Annotated in this window: 15 protein-coding genes; 13 read left to right on the top strand and 2 right to left on the bottom strand. The window is 54.7% G+C overall.

Annotation, left to right across the window (positions count from 1 at the left end):
- Window positions 1-26: 26 nt before the first annotated feature.
- Window positions 27-1,235 carry an MFS transporter gene (locus RIC05_RS04210; protein ID WP_350045217.1) on the top strand — a complete coding sequence of 403 codons (1,209 nt, stop codon included), beginning with the start codon at window positions 27-29 and terminating at the stop codon, window positions 1,233-1,235.
- Between the two features lie 83 nt (window positions 1,236-1,318).
- Here the strand turns inward: RIC05_RS04210 and RIC05_RS04205 are convergent, their stop codons facing one another.
- Window positions 1,319-2,122 carry a TSUP family transporter gene (locus RIC05_RS04205; protein ID WP_350045218.1) on the bottom strand — a complete coding sequence of 268 codons (804 nt, stop codon included), beginning with the start codon at window positions 2,120-2,122 and terminating at the stop codon, window positions 1,319-1,321.
- Window positions 2,123-2,331: 209 nt separating this feature from the next.
- Between RIC05_RS04205 and RIC05_RS04200 the strand changes: the two genes are divergently transcribed.
- From RIC05_RS04200 to gyrB, 8 genes are all read left to right on the top strand, one after another.
- Complete coding sequence (locus tag RIC05_RS04200) at window positions 2,332-3,528, top strand: YHYH protein (protein ID WP_350045219.1); 1,197 nt, start codon at window positions 2,332-2,334, stop codon at window positions 3,526-3,528.
- Between the two features lie 71 nt (window positions 3,529-3,599).
- The gene (mutM, locus tag RIC05_RS04195) at window positions 3,600-4,439 is read left to right on the top strand and encodes a bifunctional DNA-formamidopyrimidine glycosylase/DNA-(apurinic or apyrimidinic site) lyase (RefSeq protein ID WP_350045220.1); all 840 of its coding nucleotides are present in this window, start codon (window positions 3,600-3,602) and stop codon (window positions 4,437-4,439) included.
- A 202-nt stretch (window positions 4,440-4,641) separates the two neighbouring features.
- On the top strand, window positions 4,642-5,418 hold the full coding sequence (locus RIC05_RS04190; protein WP_350045221.1) for an enoyl-CoA hydratase: 777 nt from the start codon (window positions 4,642-4,644) through the stop codon (window positions 5,416-5,418).
- A 186-nt stretch (window positions 5,419-5,604) separates the two neighbouring features.
- Window positions 5,605-5,865, top strand: coding sequence for a 30S ribosomal protein S20 (gene rpsT / locus RIC05_RS04185; RefSeq protein ID WP_350042136.1), 261 nt, complete (start codon window positions 5,605-5,607; stop codon window positions 5,863-5,865).
- A 393-nt stretch (window positions 5,866-6,258) separates the two neighbouring features.
- Window positions 6,259-7,815 (top strand): chromosomal replication initiator protein DnaA, encoded by a 1,557-nt coding sequence (gene dnaA, locus RIC05_RS04180; protein ID WP_350059739.1) that lies wholly within the window; start codon window positions 6,259-6,261, stop codon window positions 7,813-7,815.
- Window positions 7,816-8,140: 325 nt separating this feature from the next.
- Entirely contained in the window at window positions 8,141-9,259 is a 1,119-nt protein-coding gene (gene dnaN, locus RIC05_RS04175) for a DNA polymerase III subunit beta (RefSeq protein ID WP_350042137.1), read from the top strand.
- A 63-nt stretch (window positions 9,260-9,322) separates the two neighbouring features.
- Window positions 9,323-10,483, top strand: coding sequence for a DNA replication/repair protein RecF (recF, locus tag RIC05_RS04170; protein WP_350045223.1), 1,161 nt, complete (start codon window positions 9,323-9,325; stop codon window positions 10,481-10,483).
- A gap of 19 nt (window positions 10,484-10,502) precedes the next feature.
- The gene (gene gyrB, locus RIC05_RS04165) at window positions 10,503-12,959 is read left to right on the top strand and encodes a DNA topoisomerase (ATP-hydrolyzing) subunit B (RefSeq protein WP_350042139.1); all 2,457 of its coding nucleotides are present in this window, start codon (window positions 10,503-10,505) and stop codon (window positions 12,957-12,959) included.
- Window positions 12,960-13,050: 91 nt separating this feature from the next.
- Here gyrB and RIC05_RS04160 read toward each other — a convergent pair whose 3' ends face one another.
- Window positions 13,051-13,203 carry a hypothetical protein gene (locus tag RIC05_RS04160; RefSeq protein WP_350045224.1) on the bottom strand — a complete coding sequence of 51 codons (153 nt, stop codon included), beginning with the start codon at window positions 13,201-13,203 and terminating at the stop codon, window positions 13,051-13,053.
- A 122-nt stretch (window positions 13,204-13,325) separates the two neighbouring features.
- Here RIC05_RS04160 and RIC05_RS04155 point away from each other — a divergent pair, with 122 nt between their 5' ends.
- The 4 genes from RIC05_RS04155 to RIC05_RS04140 all read left to right on the top strand — a co-directional run bounded on the left by RIC05_RS04155 (window position 13,326) and on the right by RIC05_RS04140 (window position 17,483).
- The gene (locus tag RIC05_RS04155; protein WP_350045225.1) at window positions 13,326-14,366 is read left to right on the top strand and encodes a LacI family DNA-binding transcriptional regulator; all 1,041 of its coding nucleotides are present in this window, start codon (window positions 13,326-13,328) and stop codon (window positions 14,364-14,366) included.
- A 41-nt stretch (window positions 14,367-14,407) separates the two neighbouring features.
- Window positions 14,408-15,652 (top strand): ABC transporter substrate-binding protein, encoded by a 1,245-nt coding sequence (locus RIC05_RS04150; RefSeq protein ID WP_350045226.1) that lies wholly within the window; start codon window positions 14,408-14,410, stop codon window positions 15,650-15,652.
- 92 nt (window positions 15,653-15,744) lie between these two features.
- On the top strand, window positions 15,745-16,644 hold the full coding sequence (locus RIC05_RS04145) for a carbohydrate ABC transporter permease (RefSeq protein WP_350045227.1): 900 nt from the start codon (window positions 15,745-15,747) through the stop codon (window positions 16,642-16,644).
- A complete protein-coding gene (locus tag RIC05_RS04140; RefSeq protein ID WP_350045228.1) occupies window positions 16,641-17,483 on the top strand; it encodes a carbohydrate ABC transporter permease in 843 nt (280 codons plus the stop codon). The genes RIC05_RS04145 and RIC05_RS04140 overlap by 4 nt, the downstream gene beginning before the upstream one ends.
- Window positions 17,484-17,487 lie beyond the last annotated feature (4 nt).

The following is a 17,487-nucleotide window of genomic DNA, read 5'->3' as shown; positions in this document are numbered from 1 at the left end:
ACGGCCGCTTATCTGGATATTCCGACATGACCACTGTTGCCACCCGCCCGGGATTGCTCGGGAACTTTCCGATTCTGGCTTTGGCGCTTGCATCCTTTGGCATCGGTACAACCGAATTTGTCATTATGGGGCTTCTGCCCGATGTCGCACGTGATCTTGGGGTCAGCATTCCGGATGCCGGTTTGCTGGTGACGGGCTATGCGCTTGGCGTGACATTTGGCGCACCTTTTCTGGCCATTGCGACGGCACGGATGGACCGCAGGCGCGCATTGTTGTTGCTGATTGCGATCTTCATCCTTGGCAACTTCCTGTGCGCGATTGCCCCGGATTACTGGTTATTGATGGCGGCCCGTGTGGTCACGGCCTTTTGCCATGGCGCGTTTTTTGGTCTGGGTGCGGTTGTCGCATCCAACCTTGTCCCGCCCCATAAACGGGTTCAGGCAATTGCCTTGATGTTTTCCGGCCTCACTCTTGCCAATGTGCTCGGCGTGCCGTTTGGCACGGCCCTTGGGCAGGAACTTGGCTGGCGTTCGACCTTCTGGGCGGTTGTCGGCATTGGTGTTGTCGCGGCCATCACGCTTTATCTCGCCCTTCCGCGCAAGATCGCCGCATCAACCGGAAGCCTGTGGCGGGAGGCAAAATCACTCGGCAAGGTTCAGGTTCTGTTTGCCATGCTGATTTCTGTTCTGGCATCCGCCAGCATGTTCAGCGTCTTTACCTATATCACCCCGATGTTGACCGACATTACCGGCATCACCCCGCGACAGGTGACCTATGTCTTGTTGTTGTTCGGGGTTGGTTTGACCTTGGGCAACTATATCGGTGGACGTTTGGGCGATTGGCGTTTGATGCCGGCCATCATCATTTCTTTTGTCATGTTGATCGTGATCCTTGCCCTGTTTACCGAAACAGTGACCGCCCTTGTTCCGGCCGTGATTACCGTGATGCTGTGGGGTGTTGTTGCCTTTGCACTGGTTTCCCCGCTTCAGATGCGGGTCGTGAACGAGGCATCAGAAGCACCCAATCTGGCATCAACCCTTAATCAGGGGGCGTTCAATCTGGGCAATGCCGGTGGGGCGTGGTTTGGCGGTCTTGCGATCACGCACGGTGTTTCCTATCAGCATATCCCCTGGCTTGGTGCCGGGATTGCCGTGCTCGCGCTTTTGTTCACGGTCTGGAGCCATTTGCTCGATCGCGGCGATGAGGTTTTGGCGCAAGGCGGTGCCAGCGCCTGATTGGCCGAAATTCAAAGTCCTGAAAAACAAAACCCGTCAGCTTTACGCATGACGGGTTTTTCTTTGTCTCAATTGCGGCGGGTCTAACCGATCCAGTGCCGCATCTGATCCCAGCTTTGGCTCAGGATCGGGCCATATTGATCAATGATCAGCTTGATCGAAATCCCGATAGAGGTCACTACCAAAAGCGGGCGGACCAAGCGTGCGCCAACCTTCATCACCAGATGCGATCCGATCTGCGCCCCGACCAGGGCACCAACCGCCATCACCGCCCCGACGACCCAGACAACCTCGCCACCGGCAATAAACATTACAAGGGATGCAAAGTTTGACGTGAAGTTCAAAACTTTGGTGTGGGCGGTGGCCTTGGTCATGTTGAACCCAAGCAAGGCGACAAAGGCGATGGAAAAGAACGATCCCGTCCCCGGACCAAAGAACCCGTCATAAAAGCCGATGCCAAACCCTGCGGTAAAGGCAAAGGCACCCTTGCTGATCATTTGATGCGCATCGATATCGCCAACCTTGGGCGAAAACAGGAAATAAAGCGCAATCAGGATCAAAAGACCCGGCAGGATCGTCATCAGGATGCTGGCATCCAACATCTGAACCAGAACCGTGCCAAGTGCCGATCCGGCAAATGTCAGAACAATCGCCAGAACCATATCGCGCGGATCGACATGACCTTTGCGAATGAAATTCAGCGATGCGGTAAAGCTGCCAAAACTGCCCTGCAATTTATTGGTGGCCAGGGCCTGTGCCGGGGTAACCCCTGCCCAAAGCAGGGCCGGGATCGTGATCAATCCACCACCACCGGCAATCGCATCAACACATGCTGCAACGGCCGCAACGGCAAACAGGATCGCAAGAAGATCAAAACCAAATTCCATGGGGCGACTTTCAGAAAATCACGAAACCGCAAAGGTGGGCGCAAAGCCGGTTTCAAACATTATTGGCAGGCGGATCGGGTGGGCCGTGCCTGCAGGTTAAAGGGCGCGGCAATCATATGGTTTTGTCACGCGCCGTCCAGTCGAAGATGACGATGCGATAAACCTCATGTTACCGTGTCAAACGGGTGGCGTGATTCTGGGGGGAATTGATGAAGAATATACTGGCGGCGGTCGGCTTGATTTTATGGGCAATCCCCGGCGTGATTGCGCATGAAATCAAAACCTGCAAATGCGATGAAGACTGCTATACCGACGAAATATCGCATTTGGTTTGCGAACGCGATAAAGCCCGTTTCTCGGCAAATGGTCTGCCCGATCCATCCCATCCGGTGATGACCGGCATCACCGCAAGCAACCAGCAATTCCCCGCTGCCCATGATTTCGATTTTGAAATAATCCTTAATCCCCGTTTGGCATCAAATCCGACGCCGACCCAGGCCGGTCCGGTCGGGGTTGCCGTAAATGGCGTTCCGATTTTTGATCCGTCAACACAGGGGCCCGCCAATCAGCAAACCGGCAAACGACCCAGCGCGTTTGAAGCAGGCGAACTTGACGCCTGTGGCGGCCATGCCGGGCGGGGGGATGATTACCACTATCATATCGCACCGAAATGCCTGATCGATGATCTCGGCAATCAATGGGTCGATATTGATAAGAAGCCCGTTGGCTATGCCATGGACGGTTTCCCGATTCTCGCCCTTGGCTGGTTTGATGCCGCGAACTCGGTTGAACAGCTTCTGGATGCCTGCCGCGGCATGAAAGACGATCACGGATCGTATTTCTATAATGTCGAAACCAAACCAAACTGGAATGTATTGAACTGCCTGTCGGGGACGCCGCGTGGCTTTGCCAAGGACCGTTGGACCGCGCGGAAGGATCGTACGGGTATGGATATTGTCGGCCTTCCGATTCCCTTTGAAATCCAGACGACCCGCACACAACAATTTGGCGGCGATATTTGCCATGTCATGACCGGCACTTTGCGCGGTGAACAAGTGCTGCAGACCAATGGCACAGCAAGGCGGATTGGTGCAGAAAACGGGGCGCTGTTTCATTGCAATCAGGCCTGTTATGGCCTGTTCTTTGAGGCAGACCGCAAATCAAACATTCGCGGACGGGCGATCTATTACGATTACATCACCGATGGCTGCCCTGCCGGGTTTGATGTTGCGGGGATGTCGACCTTTTCCCCCTATGAAGGTCCGGCGCAATCGCGCAAAGGTCCGGCATCCACCGGCAAAGGCGGGCCCGGTGGCGGGCAGGGCCCAGGGCCGGACGGTGGACAAGGTCCGGGACCGGGGAATGGCCCGCCCCCCGGACCAAATGGTCCCCCGCCACGCAATTGAAATTGATCCTTATTTTGCGCATCAATCTGGTCTAGAACTTGGAACGATTTATTTAACAAGAGTAGCCAGATATGCCCGAATTGCCAGAGGTCGAAACAGTTACCCGTGGTCTGACCCCCGTAATGGAAGGCCATATTGTCGACCATGTGGTGCAGCGTCGCCCGAATTTGCGGTTTCCGTTTCCCGAAGGATTCGTTGATCGCATGGCGGGGCGCAAAATCAACCAACTGACGCGCCGGGCGAAATACATTCTGGGCTACCTTGATGACGGGCAGGTTTTGCTGATCCATCTGGGCATGTCCGGGCGCATGACCATTCATAATGATCCGTCTGTTGATGTGCCCGCCCCCTTGAAACATGACCATGTTGATTTCGTCATGCAGGGCGGTGCGGTGGTGCGGTTTAATGATCCGCGGCGTTTTGGCGTGATCACCCTGATTGCGAGCGATGAAGTTGCCAGCCACAAAATGCTGGCCGGGATCGGGCCGGAGCCGCTTGGCAACGGTTTCAATGCGGCGGTGCTGGCAGAAGGTTTGGCCAAACGCGCAAGCCCGATCAAAACCGTGCTGCTGGATCAGAAACTGGTCGCCGGTCTTGGCAACATATATGTATGCGAAGCATTGTTCCGGTCAAACATCGCCCCGACTCGTCTGGCAAAGGATTTAAAACCCGGCGAGATTGATCGTTTGTACCGCGAAATTCGCCTTGTTCTTGAAGATGCCATCGCGGCAGGTGGATCAAGCCTGAAGGATCATCGTCAGACCAATGGCGAGCTTGGCTATTTTCAGCATAATTTCCGCGTTTATGGCCGTGAAGGCGAAATCTGCAGTGCTGACAGCTGTGACAGCACGATTGAACGCATCGTGCAGGCAGGACGGTCGACATTCTTCTGCCCGACCTGTCAGAAATAAGACCGGCTCCGGGTGCCACACGGTTGGGTCGCATCCGGTTGGATGTGGCGCGCCGAATCGATGCTTAATCCACGATGAGGCATCCCAATCCACACGGTTGGTTGCGGCCTGTCCATAAAATCGGTAAAACAGTATCAAAATATGGTTTCAAGCAAATTGGCCGGGAAATGACCGGGCCAATGGCGAAAAAGGATCTCAAGGCATGTCATACGAAAACATCATCGCCGAGAAAAAAGGCAATGTCGGGCTTATCACGCTAAACCGTCCCAAGGCGCTTAATGCGCTGTGTGATGCACTGATCAAGGATGTCGGTGCGGTCCTTGATGATTTCGAATCCGATGAAGATATCCGCGCGATTGTCATTACCGGATCGGAACGGGCCTTTGCCGCTGGCGCCGATATCAAGGAAATGGCCGATTACGACTATATGGATGTCTATAAGGGCGACTTCATCACCAAAGGCTGGACCCGTGTGGCAAGCTGCCGCAAGCCAACCATTGCCGCGGTTGCCGGATTCGCATTGGGCGGTGGCTGTGAAATGGCAATGATGTGCGACATCATGATTGCCGCCGATACCGCAAAGTTCGGTCAGCCGGAAATCACCATCGGAACCATCCCGGGTGCCGGCGGTACGCAGCGCCTGACCCGTGCGGTTGGCAAGGCAAAAGCCATGGAAATGTGCCTGACCGGGCGGATGATGGATGCCGAAGAAGCCGAACGCGCCGGATTGGTTGCGCGAATCGTCCCGGCCGACTCGCTGATGGAAGAAGCCATGAAACTGGCTGAAAAGATCGCGTCCTTCTCTGGTCCGGTATCGATGAAGGTAAAAGAATCGGTCAATAAGGCCTATGAAATGACCCTGACCGAAGGCCTGATGTTCGAACGCCGCGAGTTTCATTCGACCTTTGCACTCGAAGACCGCGCCGAGGGCATGAAAGCCTTTGCTGAAAAGAGAAAAGCCGATTTCAAGCACCGCTGATTGCGCGGTGATCAGGATAAGTTGCCCCCTGATTCCGGTGCCGCATATCTGTGTTGCAGGGAAAATGAGTCCCTAGCCGCCGGAAATGGAGGATTTAAGCGGTATCGGGGGTTGACGAGGGTTTCGCTCGGCGCTATAAGCCGCGCTCCGAATTACGTAACATTTGTTTGAAGAGACAGGTTCGCAATGGCTCACCATAAATCGGCCAAGAAGCGCATTCGCCGCAACGCCGCACGTGCAGAAGTAAACGGCGCACGCATCGGCAGCATTCGTACCTTCGTTAAGAAGGTCGAGGCAGCGCTGACTGTTGGCGATAAAGATGCTGCTCTGGCTGCGATGAAAATCGCTGAGCCGGAAATGGCGCGTGGCGCACAGCTCGGCGTTCTGCATAAGAACACCGTTGCTCGCAAAGTTTCGCGTCTTACCGCTCGTATCAAGTCGCTCTAATTTATCCCTTACGGGATGGCGAGTCGAAGGCCGCACCTTTGGTGCGGCCTTTTCGCTGCCCGGATTCCGGAGAATCACCTTTTGTTCCTTGATTCCGCAGGTGCAAGAAACCGCAGAAAACAAGGACCGTTTTGGTGCCGTAATCCTTTTAACGTTCTGTTAAAGATCGCCTTGCCTGATGCGGGTCGCATCAGTACAGTGTTTGGTCTTCGCTAGGTCGCGCAAAGCGATCAGTGACGAAGAACCAAAAAAACAAAAGGCGCGAGTACGCTTCCAAGATTTTGCGGAAGACCAGCGTGTTGATTGCGAATGTGATCAACGCGGGACAGTACTATTTTGTCTTTTGCAGTCTTGTTGGTGTGGAAATTGGGATAGTGGGGAAAGGTTCTAACAGTGCAGCACGCCGTAAGGGGAACGCAATCGGCACTCGGGCAATCCAGTGGGGGAATGTCGGGTGACCAGCAGGCAGCACTTGATGATCATGTGGTAGCAATCTGGCAAATCGTACGTGAAAAGCTGCGCGCCGAATTTGGCGCGACGGCATATCGTTATTGGCTTGAACCTGTTGCCTTGATCGGTGTCGAAGCCGGTGTGGCCCGTCTGGGCGCGCCAACACGCGCCATGCGTGATTGGGTAACGCAGCACTATCTCGACCGTATTCAGGCGTTCTGGCACGCCGAAGATGCCAATGTGCATTTCGTCGAAATCAACATTGTTTCCGTTTCCAACAGCAATACCCCGGTCAGCAGCCAGGATGACACCGCATCTCCGGCACGTGGGAATGGCGGATCGGCCGCGACCCGGACCAAATCTGCACCACATACCCATCAGAATACTCATCAGAATACCCATCAGACGTCCGGGCACGCCCCGGCCCCGTCACAAGGAACGGGCCGCAACGCCATTGCCAGCATGTCTGATGATGGTATCTCGGCGGCCCTTGATCCGCGCTACACGTTTGATAATTTCGTCATCGGCAAGCCGAACGAATTTGCTTATGCCGCGGCCCGCCGTCTGGCCGAAGCCGAATCGGTGCCGTTCAACCCGCTGTTCCTCTATGGCGGTGTTGGCCTTGGTAAAACCCACCTGATGCATTCGATTGCCTGGCATATCCGCCGGACGCAGCCGCACCGCACGGTGATTTACCTGTCGGCTGAAAAATTCATGTACCGCTTCATTCGTGCATTGCGCGACAAGAACACGGTCGATTTCAAAGACCAGTTCCGCTCGGTCGATGTGTTGATGGTCGATGATGTCCAGTTCATTTCGGGCAAGGATTCGACCCAGGAAGAATTCTTCCACACCTTCAACGCACTGGTCGATCAGGGCCGTCAGATCATTGTATCGGCGGACAAGTCGCCATCCGATCTTGAAGACATCGAAGAACGTCTGCGGTCGCGTTTGGGATCCGGCCTTGTTGCCGACATCCACGCAACGACCTATGAACTGCGTCTTGGCATTCTTGAATCCAAGGCCGAACGTCAGCGGGTTGAACTGCCGCAACGTGTCATGGAATTCCTTGCCCATAAAATCACGGCCAATGTCCGTGAGCTTGAAGGGGCGCTGAACCGCGTGATTGCGCATTCGCAGCTGGTCGGTCGCGAGATCAGCCTTGAGATGGTTCAGGACATCTTGCATGACGTTCTGCGCGCATCAGAACGTCGGGTGTCGATCGAGGAAATCCAGAAACGCGTGGCCGAGCATTTCAATATCAAGGTCTCGGACATGCATTCTGCCCGTCGGGCACGTGCGGTTGCCCGTCCGCGTCAGGTGGCAATGTATCTGTCCAAACAGCTGACCACCCATTCCCTGCCGGAAATCGGTCGGAAATACGGGGGGCGTGACCATACGACAGTCATGCATGCTGTGCGCAAGATCGAAGAACTCCACAGCACGGATCCGTCGCTTTCCGAAGATATCGATCTTCTGCGCCGGATGCTCGAAAGCTGATCAGGTTTTGCCAAGCCCCGGTGTGAAAGCACCGGGACTCCGGTGGTTTGTCGGGCTGGATTTGAGATCGGAAACCGGGCGGATTCTCCCCTGATTTACATAAACAAAACTGCGAGTTACGCAGTATTTGGCGCTTTGCGCGTTTGGGGCGCATTTCGCCCGGGCGACTCGTTTTATTTGCTTGGGTTTAGGCCGTAAAAATCCTTCGATTTCACGACATGCATGTTATAATGCCTCATCCGCGCCCGTAAGGGTGGGGTTCAGGTGAGAAAACTGATTAAAAATCAATTTGTTAAACGACTACTGACAGACGGATAGGACGGGTATGAAGCTGACCATCGAACGCGCGGCTCTGTTGAAATCGCTGACCCATGTTCAAAGCGTTGTCGAACGACGCAATACCATTCCGATTCTCTCCAATATTTTGCTGCGGGCGGAAAACGATCAGCTGTCGCTGACTGCAACGGATATGGATCTCGAAGTGGTTGAAACAACAACCGCCGAAGTCGCCGAAGCAGGTGCAACCACCACCCCGGCACATACCCTGTATGAGATCGTCCGCAAGCTGCCGGAAGGCTCGCAGGTGCAGATCGCCCTTGAACCGGGGGCAGGTCGCCTGACGCTTGCTGCGGGCCGGTCGAAATTCAACCTTGCGGTTCTGCCGGTGGATGATTTCCCGGTCATGTCGGGTGGTGATCTTCCGGTAAGCTTTGGTCTTGCTGCTGCGGAATTGCGCGGCCTGATTGATCGCGCTGAATTTGCGATCTCGACCGAAGAAACCCGGTACTACCTTAACGGCATTTATTTCCACGCAACCGACGCCGAAGGTACGAAAATCCTGCGCGCTGTCGCGACAGACGGTCACCGTCTGGCCCGCGTCGAAGCCCCGCTGCCAGATGGTGCGGAAAACATGCCGGGCGTGATCGTTCCGCGCAAAACCATCGGCGAGCTGCGCAAACTGATTGATGAAACCGGCGAAGCGGTTGATATCGCGCTGTCAGATACCAAAATCCGCTTTGGTTTTGGCAAGGCAATCCTGACATCCAAACTGATCGATGGCACCTTCCCGGATTACGAACGGGTTATCCCGTCAGGCAATGACAAGACCCTTGATATCGAATGCAAGGGCTTTGCCGATGCGGTGGATCGTGTTTCTGCGATCTCGATTGAAAAATCCCGCGCGGTGAAAGTTGTTCTGTCGGGCACGACCCTGACCCTTTCGGCATCGAGCCCGGAACACGGGACCGCGTCCGAAGAACTTGAAATCAATTATGATGCCGAAGATATCGAAATTGGCTTTAACTCGCGCTACCTGCTCGACATTGCCAAGCAGGTCAAGGGCGATACGCTCAATCTTCTGATGTCTGATGGATCGTCACCGACCATTCTGCGCGATACTGACGACCTTTCGGCATTGTACGTTCTGATGCCGATGCGTGTTTGACGGTAAGCACGATACGCTGTGGCTGTTCTTGCCAAAAACCTCATGCCAAAAGACGGTGCGTCGATGACAAGCCGTCTTGCAGTTTCCCGTATCCAGCTCAGTGAATTTCGCTGTTACGAAAGCTTGCGGCTGTCGTTAAACAGCGCGCCGGTCGTCCTGACCGGGCCAAACGGGGCAGGGAAAACCAACCTGCTCGAAGCGGTATCGCTTTTGGCGCCCGGTGGGGGGCTTCGCCGGGCAAAGCTTGGTGAAATTGCCCGAAACTTTCCGCCACGTGCGGATGGTATGACGCGCCCCTGGGCGGTGTCGGCGGATGTTGAAACACCTGAGGGGGCGTTTCAACTTGGCTCCGGGCTTGATCCTGCTGCCCTTGAACAGGGGCGTGAACGCCGTGCTGTTCGCATCGACGGGCAGGCACAGCGCGGGCAGGCCGCTTTGGGGCGGGTGTGTGCCGCTGTGTGGTTAACACCGCAAATGGACCGCCTGTTTCTCGACGGGCCATCGGCACGCAGACGTTTTCTGGATCGTCTGGTCTATGGCCTTGATCCGGACCACAGCAGCCGGGTTGCGGCCTATGAACACAGCCTGCGCAGTCGGGTAAAGCTGCTGAAAGAAGGCAAGGGCGACGATAAATGGCTGGCCTCGATCGAAGATTCGATGGTCCGCCACGGCATTGCTGTTGCCGTCGCACGGGCTGAACTTCTTGCCCGCCTCAGCCGGGCCGGGACCATGGCGATCGGGCCGTTTCCCGCAGCACGTCTGGCACTGGCGGGGGATCTTGAAAGCTGGCTGGAAACCTGTCCGGCGGTCGAGGTCGAAGACAAAATGCGGGCTGCATTGCGCGACGGACGGTCACGCGATGCGACCTATGGCGGGGCGGTGGTCGGCCCGCAACGCAGTGATTTGCTGGTGTGGCATGATGCAAAGGGCCAATCAGCCGATCAATGTTCCACCGGGGAACAAAAGGCGTTGTTGCTGTCGATTATTATGGCCAATACCCGCTTGCAGACAAAGGCACGCGGGGCTGGCCCGCTGCTGTTACTTGACGAGGTGGTTGCGCATCTGGATGCAGAACGCCGCAAACACCTGTTTGACGAAATCGTGGCGCTTGGCGTCCAAGCCTGGATGACAGGTACGGACCGGGCGCTGTTTGAAGGTTTGGACGGTCGTGCGCAATTTTTCCGCGTGGAAGATGCCACACTGACCCTAGAAACCACTCCGTGAATGCCGAGGTTGTGACGCTATGACCAACGAAACAGAAACTCCGAACACAGAAGAAATCGTGCAGGAGTACGGTGCAGAATCGATCAAGGTTCTCAAAGGCCTTGAAGCGGTCCGTAAACGCCCGGGCATGTATATCGGTGATACCGATGACGGAACCGGTTTGCACCACATGATCTACGAAGTCGTCGATAACGCGATTGACGAAGCATTGGCAGGTCACTGCGATACCGTCTGGGTTCAGCTCAATGGTGACGGGTCGGCAACCATCCGTGATAACGGCCGTGGCATCCCGACCGACATGCACAAGGAAGAAGGCGTTTCCGCGGCCGAGGTCATCATGACCCAGCTCCATGCCGGCGGTAAGTTTGACCAGAATTCCTATAAGGTTTCCGGTGGTTTGCACGGGGTGGGTGTTTCGGTTGTGAACGCGCTCTCGACCCTTTTGAAATTGCGCGTTTGGCGCAATGGCAAAGAACATTATATGGAATTTTCCGGTGGGGACGCGACCAAGCCGCTTGAAGTCGTTGGCGATGCGCCACTGACGGCAGATGGCAAACCGCTGAGCGGGACCGAAGTCACCTTTTATCCCGATGGTGGCATCTTCACCATGACCGAGTTTGATCTGCCAACCCTTGAACATCGTTTGCGCGAACTGGCCTTTTTGAACTCTGGCGTGATCCTGACTTTGCGCGATGAACGCCATAGTGAACCGGTCGAATCCATCCTGCATTACGAAGGCGGTATCCGCGCCTTTGTCGAATATCTTGACCGCAACAAAATCCGTCAGATTGAAGAAGCCATTGTCATTGAAGGCGAAAAAGACGGCATCACCGTTGAAGTCGCCCTGCAGTGGAATGACAGCTATCACGAACAGACTCTTTGTTTTACCAACAACATCCCGCAGCGTGACGGCGGGGCGCATATGGCCGGTTTCCGTGCCGCATTGACCCGTCAGATCAATTCCTATGCCCAGTCCAGCGGCATTGCGAAAAAGGAAAAGGTTGCACTTTCCGGCGATGATGCCCGTGAAGGTCTGTCTTGTGTGATTTCGGTCAAGGTTCCGGACCCGAAATTCTCGTCCCAGACCAAAGACAAACTTGTTTCATCCGAAGTCCGCCCGGTTGTTGAAAACATCGTCAATGACAAGCTGGCACAGTGGCTTGAAGAACATCCGCAGGATGCCCGCAAGGTTGTCGGCAAAGTGGTCGAAGCCGCATCAGCGCGTGAAGCGGCCCGTAAGGCCCGTGAATTGACCCGCCGCAAAGGTGTGCTTGATATCTCGTCCCTGCCGGGGAAACTGGCTGACTGTCAGGAACGCGATGCGTCCAAAGCCGAACTGTTCATCGTGGAGGGTGATTCCGCAGGTGGATCGGCAAAACAGGGGCGTGAACGTGGCTTCCAGGCGATTTTGCCGCTGCGCGGTAAAATCCTTAACGTTGAACGCGCGCGTTTCGACAAGATGCTTTCAAGTCAGGAAATCGGCACCCTGATCACGGCGATGGGCACCGGGATTGGCCGCGATGACTTCAACATCGAAAAAGCCCGCTACCACAAAATCATCATCATGACCGATGCTGACGTCGATGGTGCGCATATCCGGACCCTGCTTTTGACCTTCTTCTATCGTCAGATGCCCGAACTGATCGAACGCGGCTATCTCTATATCGCACAGCCACCGCTTTATCGTGCGAAACGCGGCAACTCGGTCCAGTATCTCAAAGACGACCGCGAGATGGAACAATACCTGACCGCGCAGGGGACCGAGGACGCTGTCCTGACCCTTGGCGGCGGGCAGCAGGTTGCCGGTCCCGATCTGGTGCGTATTGTCGAACTTGCACGTAAGGCCAAAGGTTTCTTGGAACCGCTTTCCATCAAACTGCCGATCTCGGTGCTGGAGCAAGCAACCCTGGCTGGTGCACTTAACCCGGCTTTGCTCGATGATGACACCAAACGCCTCGAAGCCGCCCAGACGCTTGCCAAACATCTTGATACGCTCGAAGAAGATTACGATCGCGGCTGGCAGGGTGAAGCCCCGTTGGACGAAATCGTTCTGTGGCGCATGCTGCGCGGTGTTGAACAGCGCCACGTGATTGATGGCAATATCCTGCGCTCGGCCGAGGCACGCGCCATCGCCAACATCCTTGGCGAGCTGCGTGAACTCTTTGAAAATGGTGCGGAATTCGTTGCCAAGGACAAAAGCTGGAAAATCAACGGCCCGGTCGATCTGGTCAATGCGGTCATGGAATTTGGCCGCCGCGGCATCTCGGTCCAGCGCTATAAAGGTCTGGGTGAAATGAACCCGGATCAGCTGTGGGAAACCACGCTCGATCCGAATGTTCGATCGCTTCTGCAGGTCCGCGTTAACCATGCCGATGAAGCCGAAGAAGTCTTCTCGACCCTGATGGGTGACGTGGTTGAACCGCGTCGCGACTTCATTCAGTCCAACGCGCTGAAGGTTGCCAATCTTGATGTCTGATCATTCACAACTTGTGAATTGATCCATGAAACTAAGAACGGGCCTGCGTCACGCGGGCCCGTTTTTGTGTGTCTATTGTGATGTGTCTGGCTTACCCAACCACATTAAATTCCGGGTCATAGGGATAGCCGGTGATGACCAGAATGTCATTTTGGCGGTATCCCCCGCACCGGGTTTGTCCTCTGCGATGGTCAACATCGGTTCCATGCGGATCACCACGCCCGGTGTCTCGCAAATCGATCATTCTTTCCTGAAGTACGTCGTGCAAAAGGCATAACTGATTAAGTATTGACAGTGGTCTACGCCTTGATTATACGCTTAATCATATCAATTAAGCGCTTAATCAACGTAAGCTGGAGAATGCTGGTGACCACAAGGCAAAGTCGCATCAAACGCGTTACCCAAAGCGACGTTGCCGCAATGGCGGGCGTATCAACTGCGGTTGTGTCTGCTGTTACGTCATCAAAGCCCGGGAAAACCATCCGCGTTGGCAAGGATGCCGAAAAGCGTGTTCGCGCCGCGATGGAAACCTTGGGATATGCCCCGAACGTTGTTGCGCAATCATTGGCAGGCGGAAAGCGCAACATTATTGGTGTTTTCACCTATGAAGCCATTTTTCCGTCTGACAGCGAGAACTTCTTCTATCCATTCTTGCTTGGCATCGAACGCGGTGCCATGACGCTTGGGCAGGATTTGCTGCTTTTCACCTCAAGCTCGCTTGAACAAGGGCCGCGCAGCATCTTCCCCAATGGCGCAAACCGGATGGGGGTTGCCGATGGGGCGATCTTGCTGGGGGAAGAACCTGATAAAAGAGAACTCAAACAGCTTTATGACACCGGTTTTCCCTTTGTCACCATTGGCCGACGCGATCCCGAAGACGCGGATGTCAATTGGGTTGCCGCCGATTACGTAACCGCTGTTGCTGATGTGGTTAAACGCTGCACCGAACTTGGCCATCGCAAACTGAAATTTGTTGGTGCCACGAATGTTCGCGAACAAAATGCAGACCGTGAAACCGGCTTCTTGCAACAACAGGAAAGCGGTTTGGAACTGTCAGTCGAACGTCTTGCAGCAGAAGAAATTGACGCAAACTGGCTTACCCGGTGCCTTAACGATGGCAATACCGTCGTTTTGACCGAAACGTTCAAGCACGCTGTTGCTCTGGAACGTCAGGTCCTTGCCCGGCACGGCACTGTGCCTGAAACCATTTCCATCGTTGCCCTTGCGGCACCGCTGAGCAGGTCGGCCGATGTTGAACGCTGGACACGCATCTCTGTCCCACGTGAAGAAATGGGCGAACTTGCCGTCCGTAATCTGATTGCACAAATCAGCAGCCCAGATAACGCCGCCATCAAAGCCACGCTTCCGTGTGGTCTCGTCCCAGGTAGTACGCTTAAAAACAACTAATTCCAATGATAATCGGGAGGAAATAGGATATGTCTGACTTGATGATTAAGCGCTTAATTTACTCGGCAGCGATGTGTGGGTCGCTGTTTGCGGCAACAACCGCCAGCGCACAGGAATTGCGTTTCACCGTATGGACCGGCAGCGACGCGCATCTCAATATGCTCAACGAAATTGCCGATGGTTTTATCGAAACACATCCGGATGTTTCTGTGCGGTTTGATACGATCCCGTTTGGCGATTACGTTCAGAAAATCACGTTGCAGATGGCCGGTGGGAACGCACCGGATCTGGGGTGGTTGCTTGAAAATTCGGCCCCTGCCTTTGTCGAAGCGGGCGCACTTGCCGACGTGTCTGAAACGCTCAAATCGACCCCGGATTACGACTATGGCGATTTCTCGCAACCTGCCATGGGGCTTTGGGAAAAAGGCGACGCTACTTATGGCATCCCGTTCTCGACATCCCCGTTCTTGGTTTATTTCAACAAATCACTCTATGACGCAGCAGGCCTTGAAACACCGGATCAGCGGGTAAAAGACGGCACATGGACCTGGGATCAGCTTAAAGCCGATGCAAAGTCTCTGCGCGATGCCAATTCAGGCGTTTGGGGTTTTGAAACCTTTGATGGTCAGGGCTATGGCAGCCGGGTCTGGCATACGCTTGTTCCGATCATTCGGGCATATGGCGGCACCGCCTGGGAAGGCGATAGTTGCCGACTTGATAGCCCGCTTGCCGTTGACGGCGTAAAACTGTTCCATGACATGGTTTATGCCGACGGTTCTGTGGTGCCACCCGGTGAACAGGGTGATTTCTTTTCGGGGAAAGCGGCCCTTACCGTTACCCAGATTTCGCGGGTATCCAAACTGGCCGAAGCAACCTTTGACTGGGGGATTGCCCCGCTGCCATCCGGCCCTGCTGGTGACGCAGCAACCGTTGGCCAAGCTGCCGTCGTTGCGTTTGCACAAGGGAAAAACAAGGAAATTGCCGCTGAATTCCTTGCCCATATGACGAACAAGGAGAACGTTGCGAAAATGGCGGCCTTCTTCCCGCCTGCCCGCAAATCGGTTCTTGAGGCAAAAGAGTTTCTGTCAAGCAACCCTGCTGTCGCACCTGAAAAAATGGCGTTTGTTGCAGACGGCATTGAAAACGGATCGGTCCTGCCAAGCCATCAACGCTTCCCGCAAATCGAAGCAGAAGCCCGTCCAAACTTTGACGCACTTTGGTCAGCGGATGCAGATGTCGACGCAATCATGAAGAAGCTTTGCAGCAGCATTCAGCCTCTTCTTTAACAGCCGCACCATCTCGCTAGACTGCTATCGCCACCGGAGAATCGGTGGCGATAGCAAACTGCACCCAAAATTTCCCTGCAAAGGAAGCGAACATGTCCGCTGTCCGCAAGAGGCCATCGCTCTCGTTAAAGGCACGAGAAGCAATATCCGGGTGGCTCTTCGTTAGCCCGATCCTGACGGGGTTTCTGATCTTTTTTGTCGGTCCTTTGATCGCTGTTTTCTATTACAGCACGACCGAGTGGAACCTGCTGAGCCAGCAATCACGCTTTGTCGGCATGGAAAACTATGTCGATGCCCTGACCCGGAACGAGACATTCTGGGATGTTTTGGTCAATTCATTGGTGTTTGCCGCCGGTCTGGTGCCGCTGAATATGGCGCTCGCTCTTGGTCTGGCAATCGCATTGTCAAAATCAAAACCAGGGGCCGTCTTTTTCCGCACCGTTTTCTTTGCCCCTGTCATTACCTCTGCGGTTGCATGGGCGATCATCTGGACATTTCTTCTGCAACACGAAAGTGGGGCGGTTAATCAGGGACTGTCGATCTTTGGCATTGACGGGCCAAACTGGCTGCATGAGCCCGACTGGGCCATGGCCTCGGTCATTGTCACCCGGGTTTTCAAAACCGTCGGGCTGAACATGATCCTTTATATCGCCGCCCTTCAATCCATCCCGCGCGATTACGAAGAAGCCGCAAGGCTCGAAGGTGCAAACAGCTGGGATGTTTTCCGCCGCGTAACCTGGCCTCTTTTGGCGCCAACCACCTTGGTCATCATGGTGATCACTGTTGTCGGGTCGCTGAAAGTCTTTGATCACATCTATCTGATGACCGGCGGCGGGCCACAGAACGGAACGATGGTTCTTGCATTTTACATCTACGAGCAGGGCTTCAAGTTCTTCAATACCGGCTATGCCGCAGCACTTGCGGTTGTCCTGTTCGTTCTGATTTTGGCTCTCACAGTCTTGCAAATGTTTCTGAAGGCGGTCCGCAAATGAACTATCGAACGCAACAGAAAATCACGCGCATATGCTGGATCCTTGGATTATGTGCCCTTGCCATTCCATTTGTTTTTCCATTTCTGTGGATGCTTTCGGGTGCGCTTAAGGGGCAGGCTGATGTGTTTGCGTCATCATCTCTGATCCCGGCCAAAATACACTGGTCGAATTTCGTCGAGATTTTTGAATATCAGCCCTTCGCCAGACAGTATTTCAATTCGCTTTATATCGCGATTGTCGTCACAGGCCTGACACTGTTCATCTCTTCCTTGGCCGGATATGCGTTGGCACGTCTTCGTTTTGGCGGCAGTGCGCTGGTGCTGCTGATGCTGATTTCGGCTCTGATGATGCCAGAAGAAGTCACCATCATTCCCAATTTCTTCCTGATGAAGGAACTCGGGCTGATGAACACGCACATGCCGCTTATCTTGCTGCCACTTTTCGGGTCTCAGGGTGTGATGGCAGCGTTCCTAATGCGGCAGTTCTTCCTGGCACTGCCCAAGGAACTTGAAGAAGCCGGGCGAATGGATGGGCTTTCACGGTTTGGCGTCTATTTCAAGATCGCCCTGCCGCTGTCCAGACCGGCTTTGTCGGCCGTCGGGATTATCACCTTCCTGTTTTCGTGGAACCTGTTTCTCGAACCACTTGTTTTCGTCAATGACATCGAGCTGTTCACCCTGCCGTTGGCTCTTGCCAATTTCACCGACAGCTACGGGCTGCCGCTGTGGCATTTACAGCTCGCCGCGACCGCGCTCGCCGTCATTCCCATGCTTATTGTCTACATTTTGGCCCAGCGTCAGATCGTTGAAAGTTTCGCCATGTCTGGCGTGAAAGGATAAAAAA

Origin of the sequence: Thalassospira sp., from assembly GCF_040218635.1 — a bacterium.
In the GTDB taxonomy this organism is placed as follows: Bacteria; Pseudomonadota; Alphaproteobacteria; order Rhodospirillales; family Thalassospiraceae; genus Thalassospira.
This window is presented reverse-complemented; position numbering and strand designations above follow the sequence as displayed.

What these genes read in the sequence shown, in the direction of transcription:
- RIC05_RS04140 (WP_350045228.1), top strand. Translation starts at nt 16,641, where the DNA reads ATGAACTATCGAACGCAACAGAAAATCACGCGCATATGCTGGATCCTT.
- RIC05_RS04200 (WP_350045219.1), top strand. Translation starts at nt 2,332, where the DNA reads ATGAAGAATATACTGGCGGCGGTCGGCTTGATTTTATGGGCAATCCCC.
- RIC05_RS04160 (WP_350045224.1), bottom strand. Translation starts at nt 13,203, where the DNA reads ATGATCGATTTGCGAGACACCGGGCGTGGTGATCCGCATGGAACCGAT.
- RIC05_RS04190 (WP_350045221.1), top strand. Translation starts at nt 4,642, where the DNA reads ATGTCATACGAAAACATCATCGCCGAGAAAAAAGGCAATGTCGGGCTT.
- recF (WP_350045223.1), top strand. Translation starts at nt 9,323, where the DNA reads ATGACAAGCCGTCTTGCAGTTTCCCGTATCCAGCTCAGTGAATTTCGC.
- RIC05_RS04150 (WP_350045226.1), top strand. Translation starts at nt 14,408, where the DNA reads ATGATTAAGCGCTTAATTTACTCGGCAGCGATGTGTGGGTCGCTGTTT.
- rpsT (WP_350042136.1), top strand. Translation starts at nt 5,605, where the DNA reads ATGGCTCACCATAAATCGGCCAAGAAGCGCATTCGCCGCAACGCCGCA.
- gyrB (WP_350042139.1), top strand. Translation starts at nt 10,503, where the DNA reads ATGACCAACGAAACAGAAACTCCGAACACAGAAGAAATCGTGCAGGAG.
- RIC05_RS04210 (WP_350045217.1), top strand. Translation starts at nt 27, where the DNA reads ATGACCACTGTTGCCACCCGCCCGGGATTGCTCGGGAACTTTCCGATT.
- RIC05_RS04205 (WP_350045218.1), bottom strand. Translation starts at nt 2,122, where the DNA reads ATGGAATTTGGTTTTGATCTTCTTGCGATCCTGTTTGCCGTTGCGGCC.
- dnaN (WP_350042137.1), top strand. Translation starts at nt 8,141, where the DNA reads ATGAAGCTGACCATCGAACGCGCGGCTCTGTTGAAATCGCTGACCCAT.
- mutM (WP_350045220.1), top strand. Translation starts at nt 3,600, where the DNA reads ATGCCCGAATTGCCAGAGGTCGAAACAGTTACCCGTGGTCTGACCCCC.
- RIC05_RS04145 (WP_350045227.1), top strand. Translation starts at nt 15,745, where the DNA reads ATGTCCGCTGTCCGCAAGAGGCCATCGCTCTCGTTAAAGGCACGAGAA.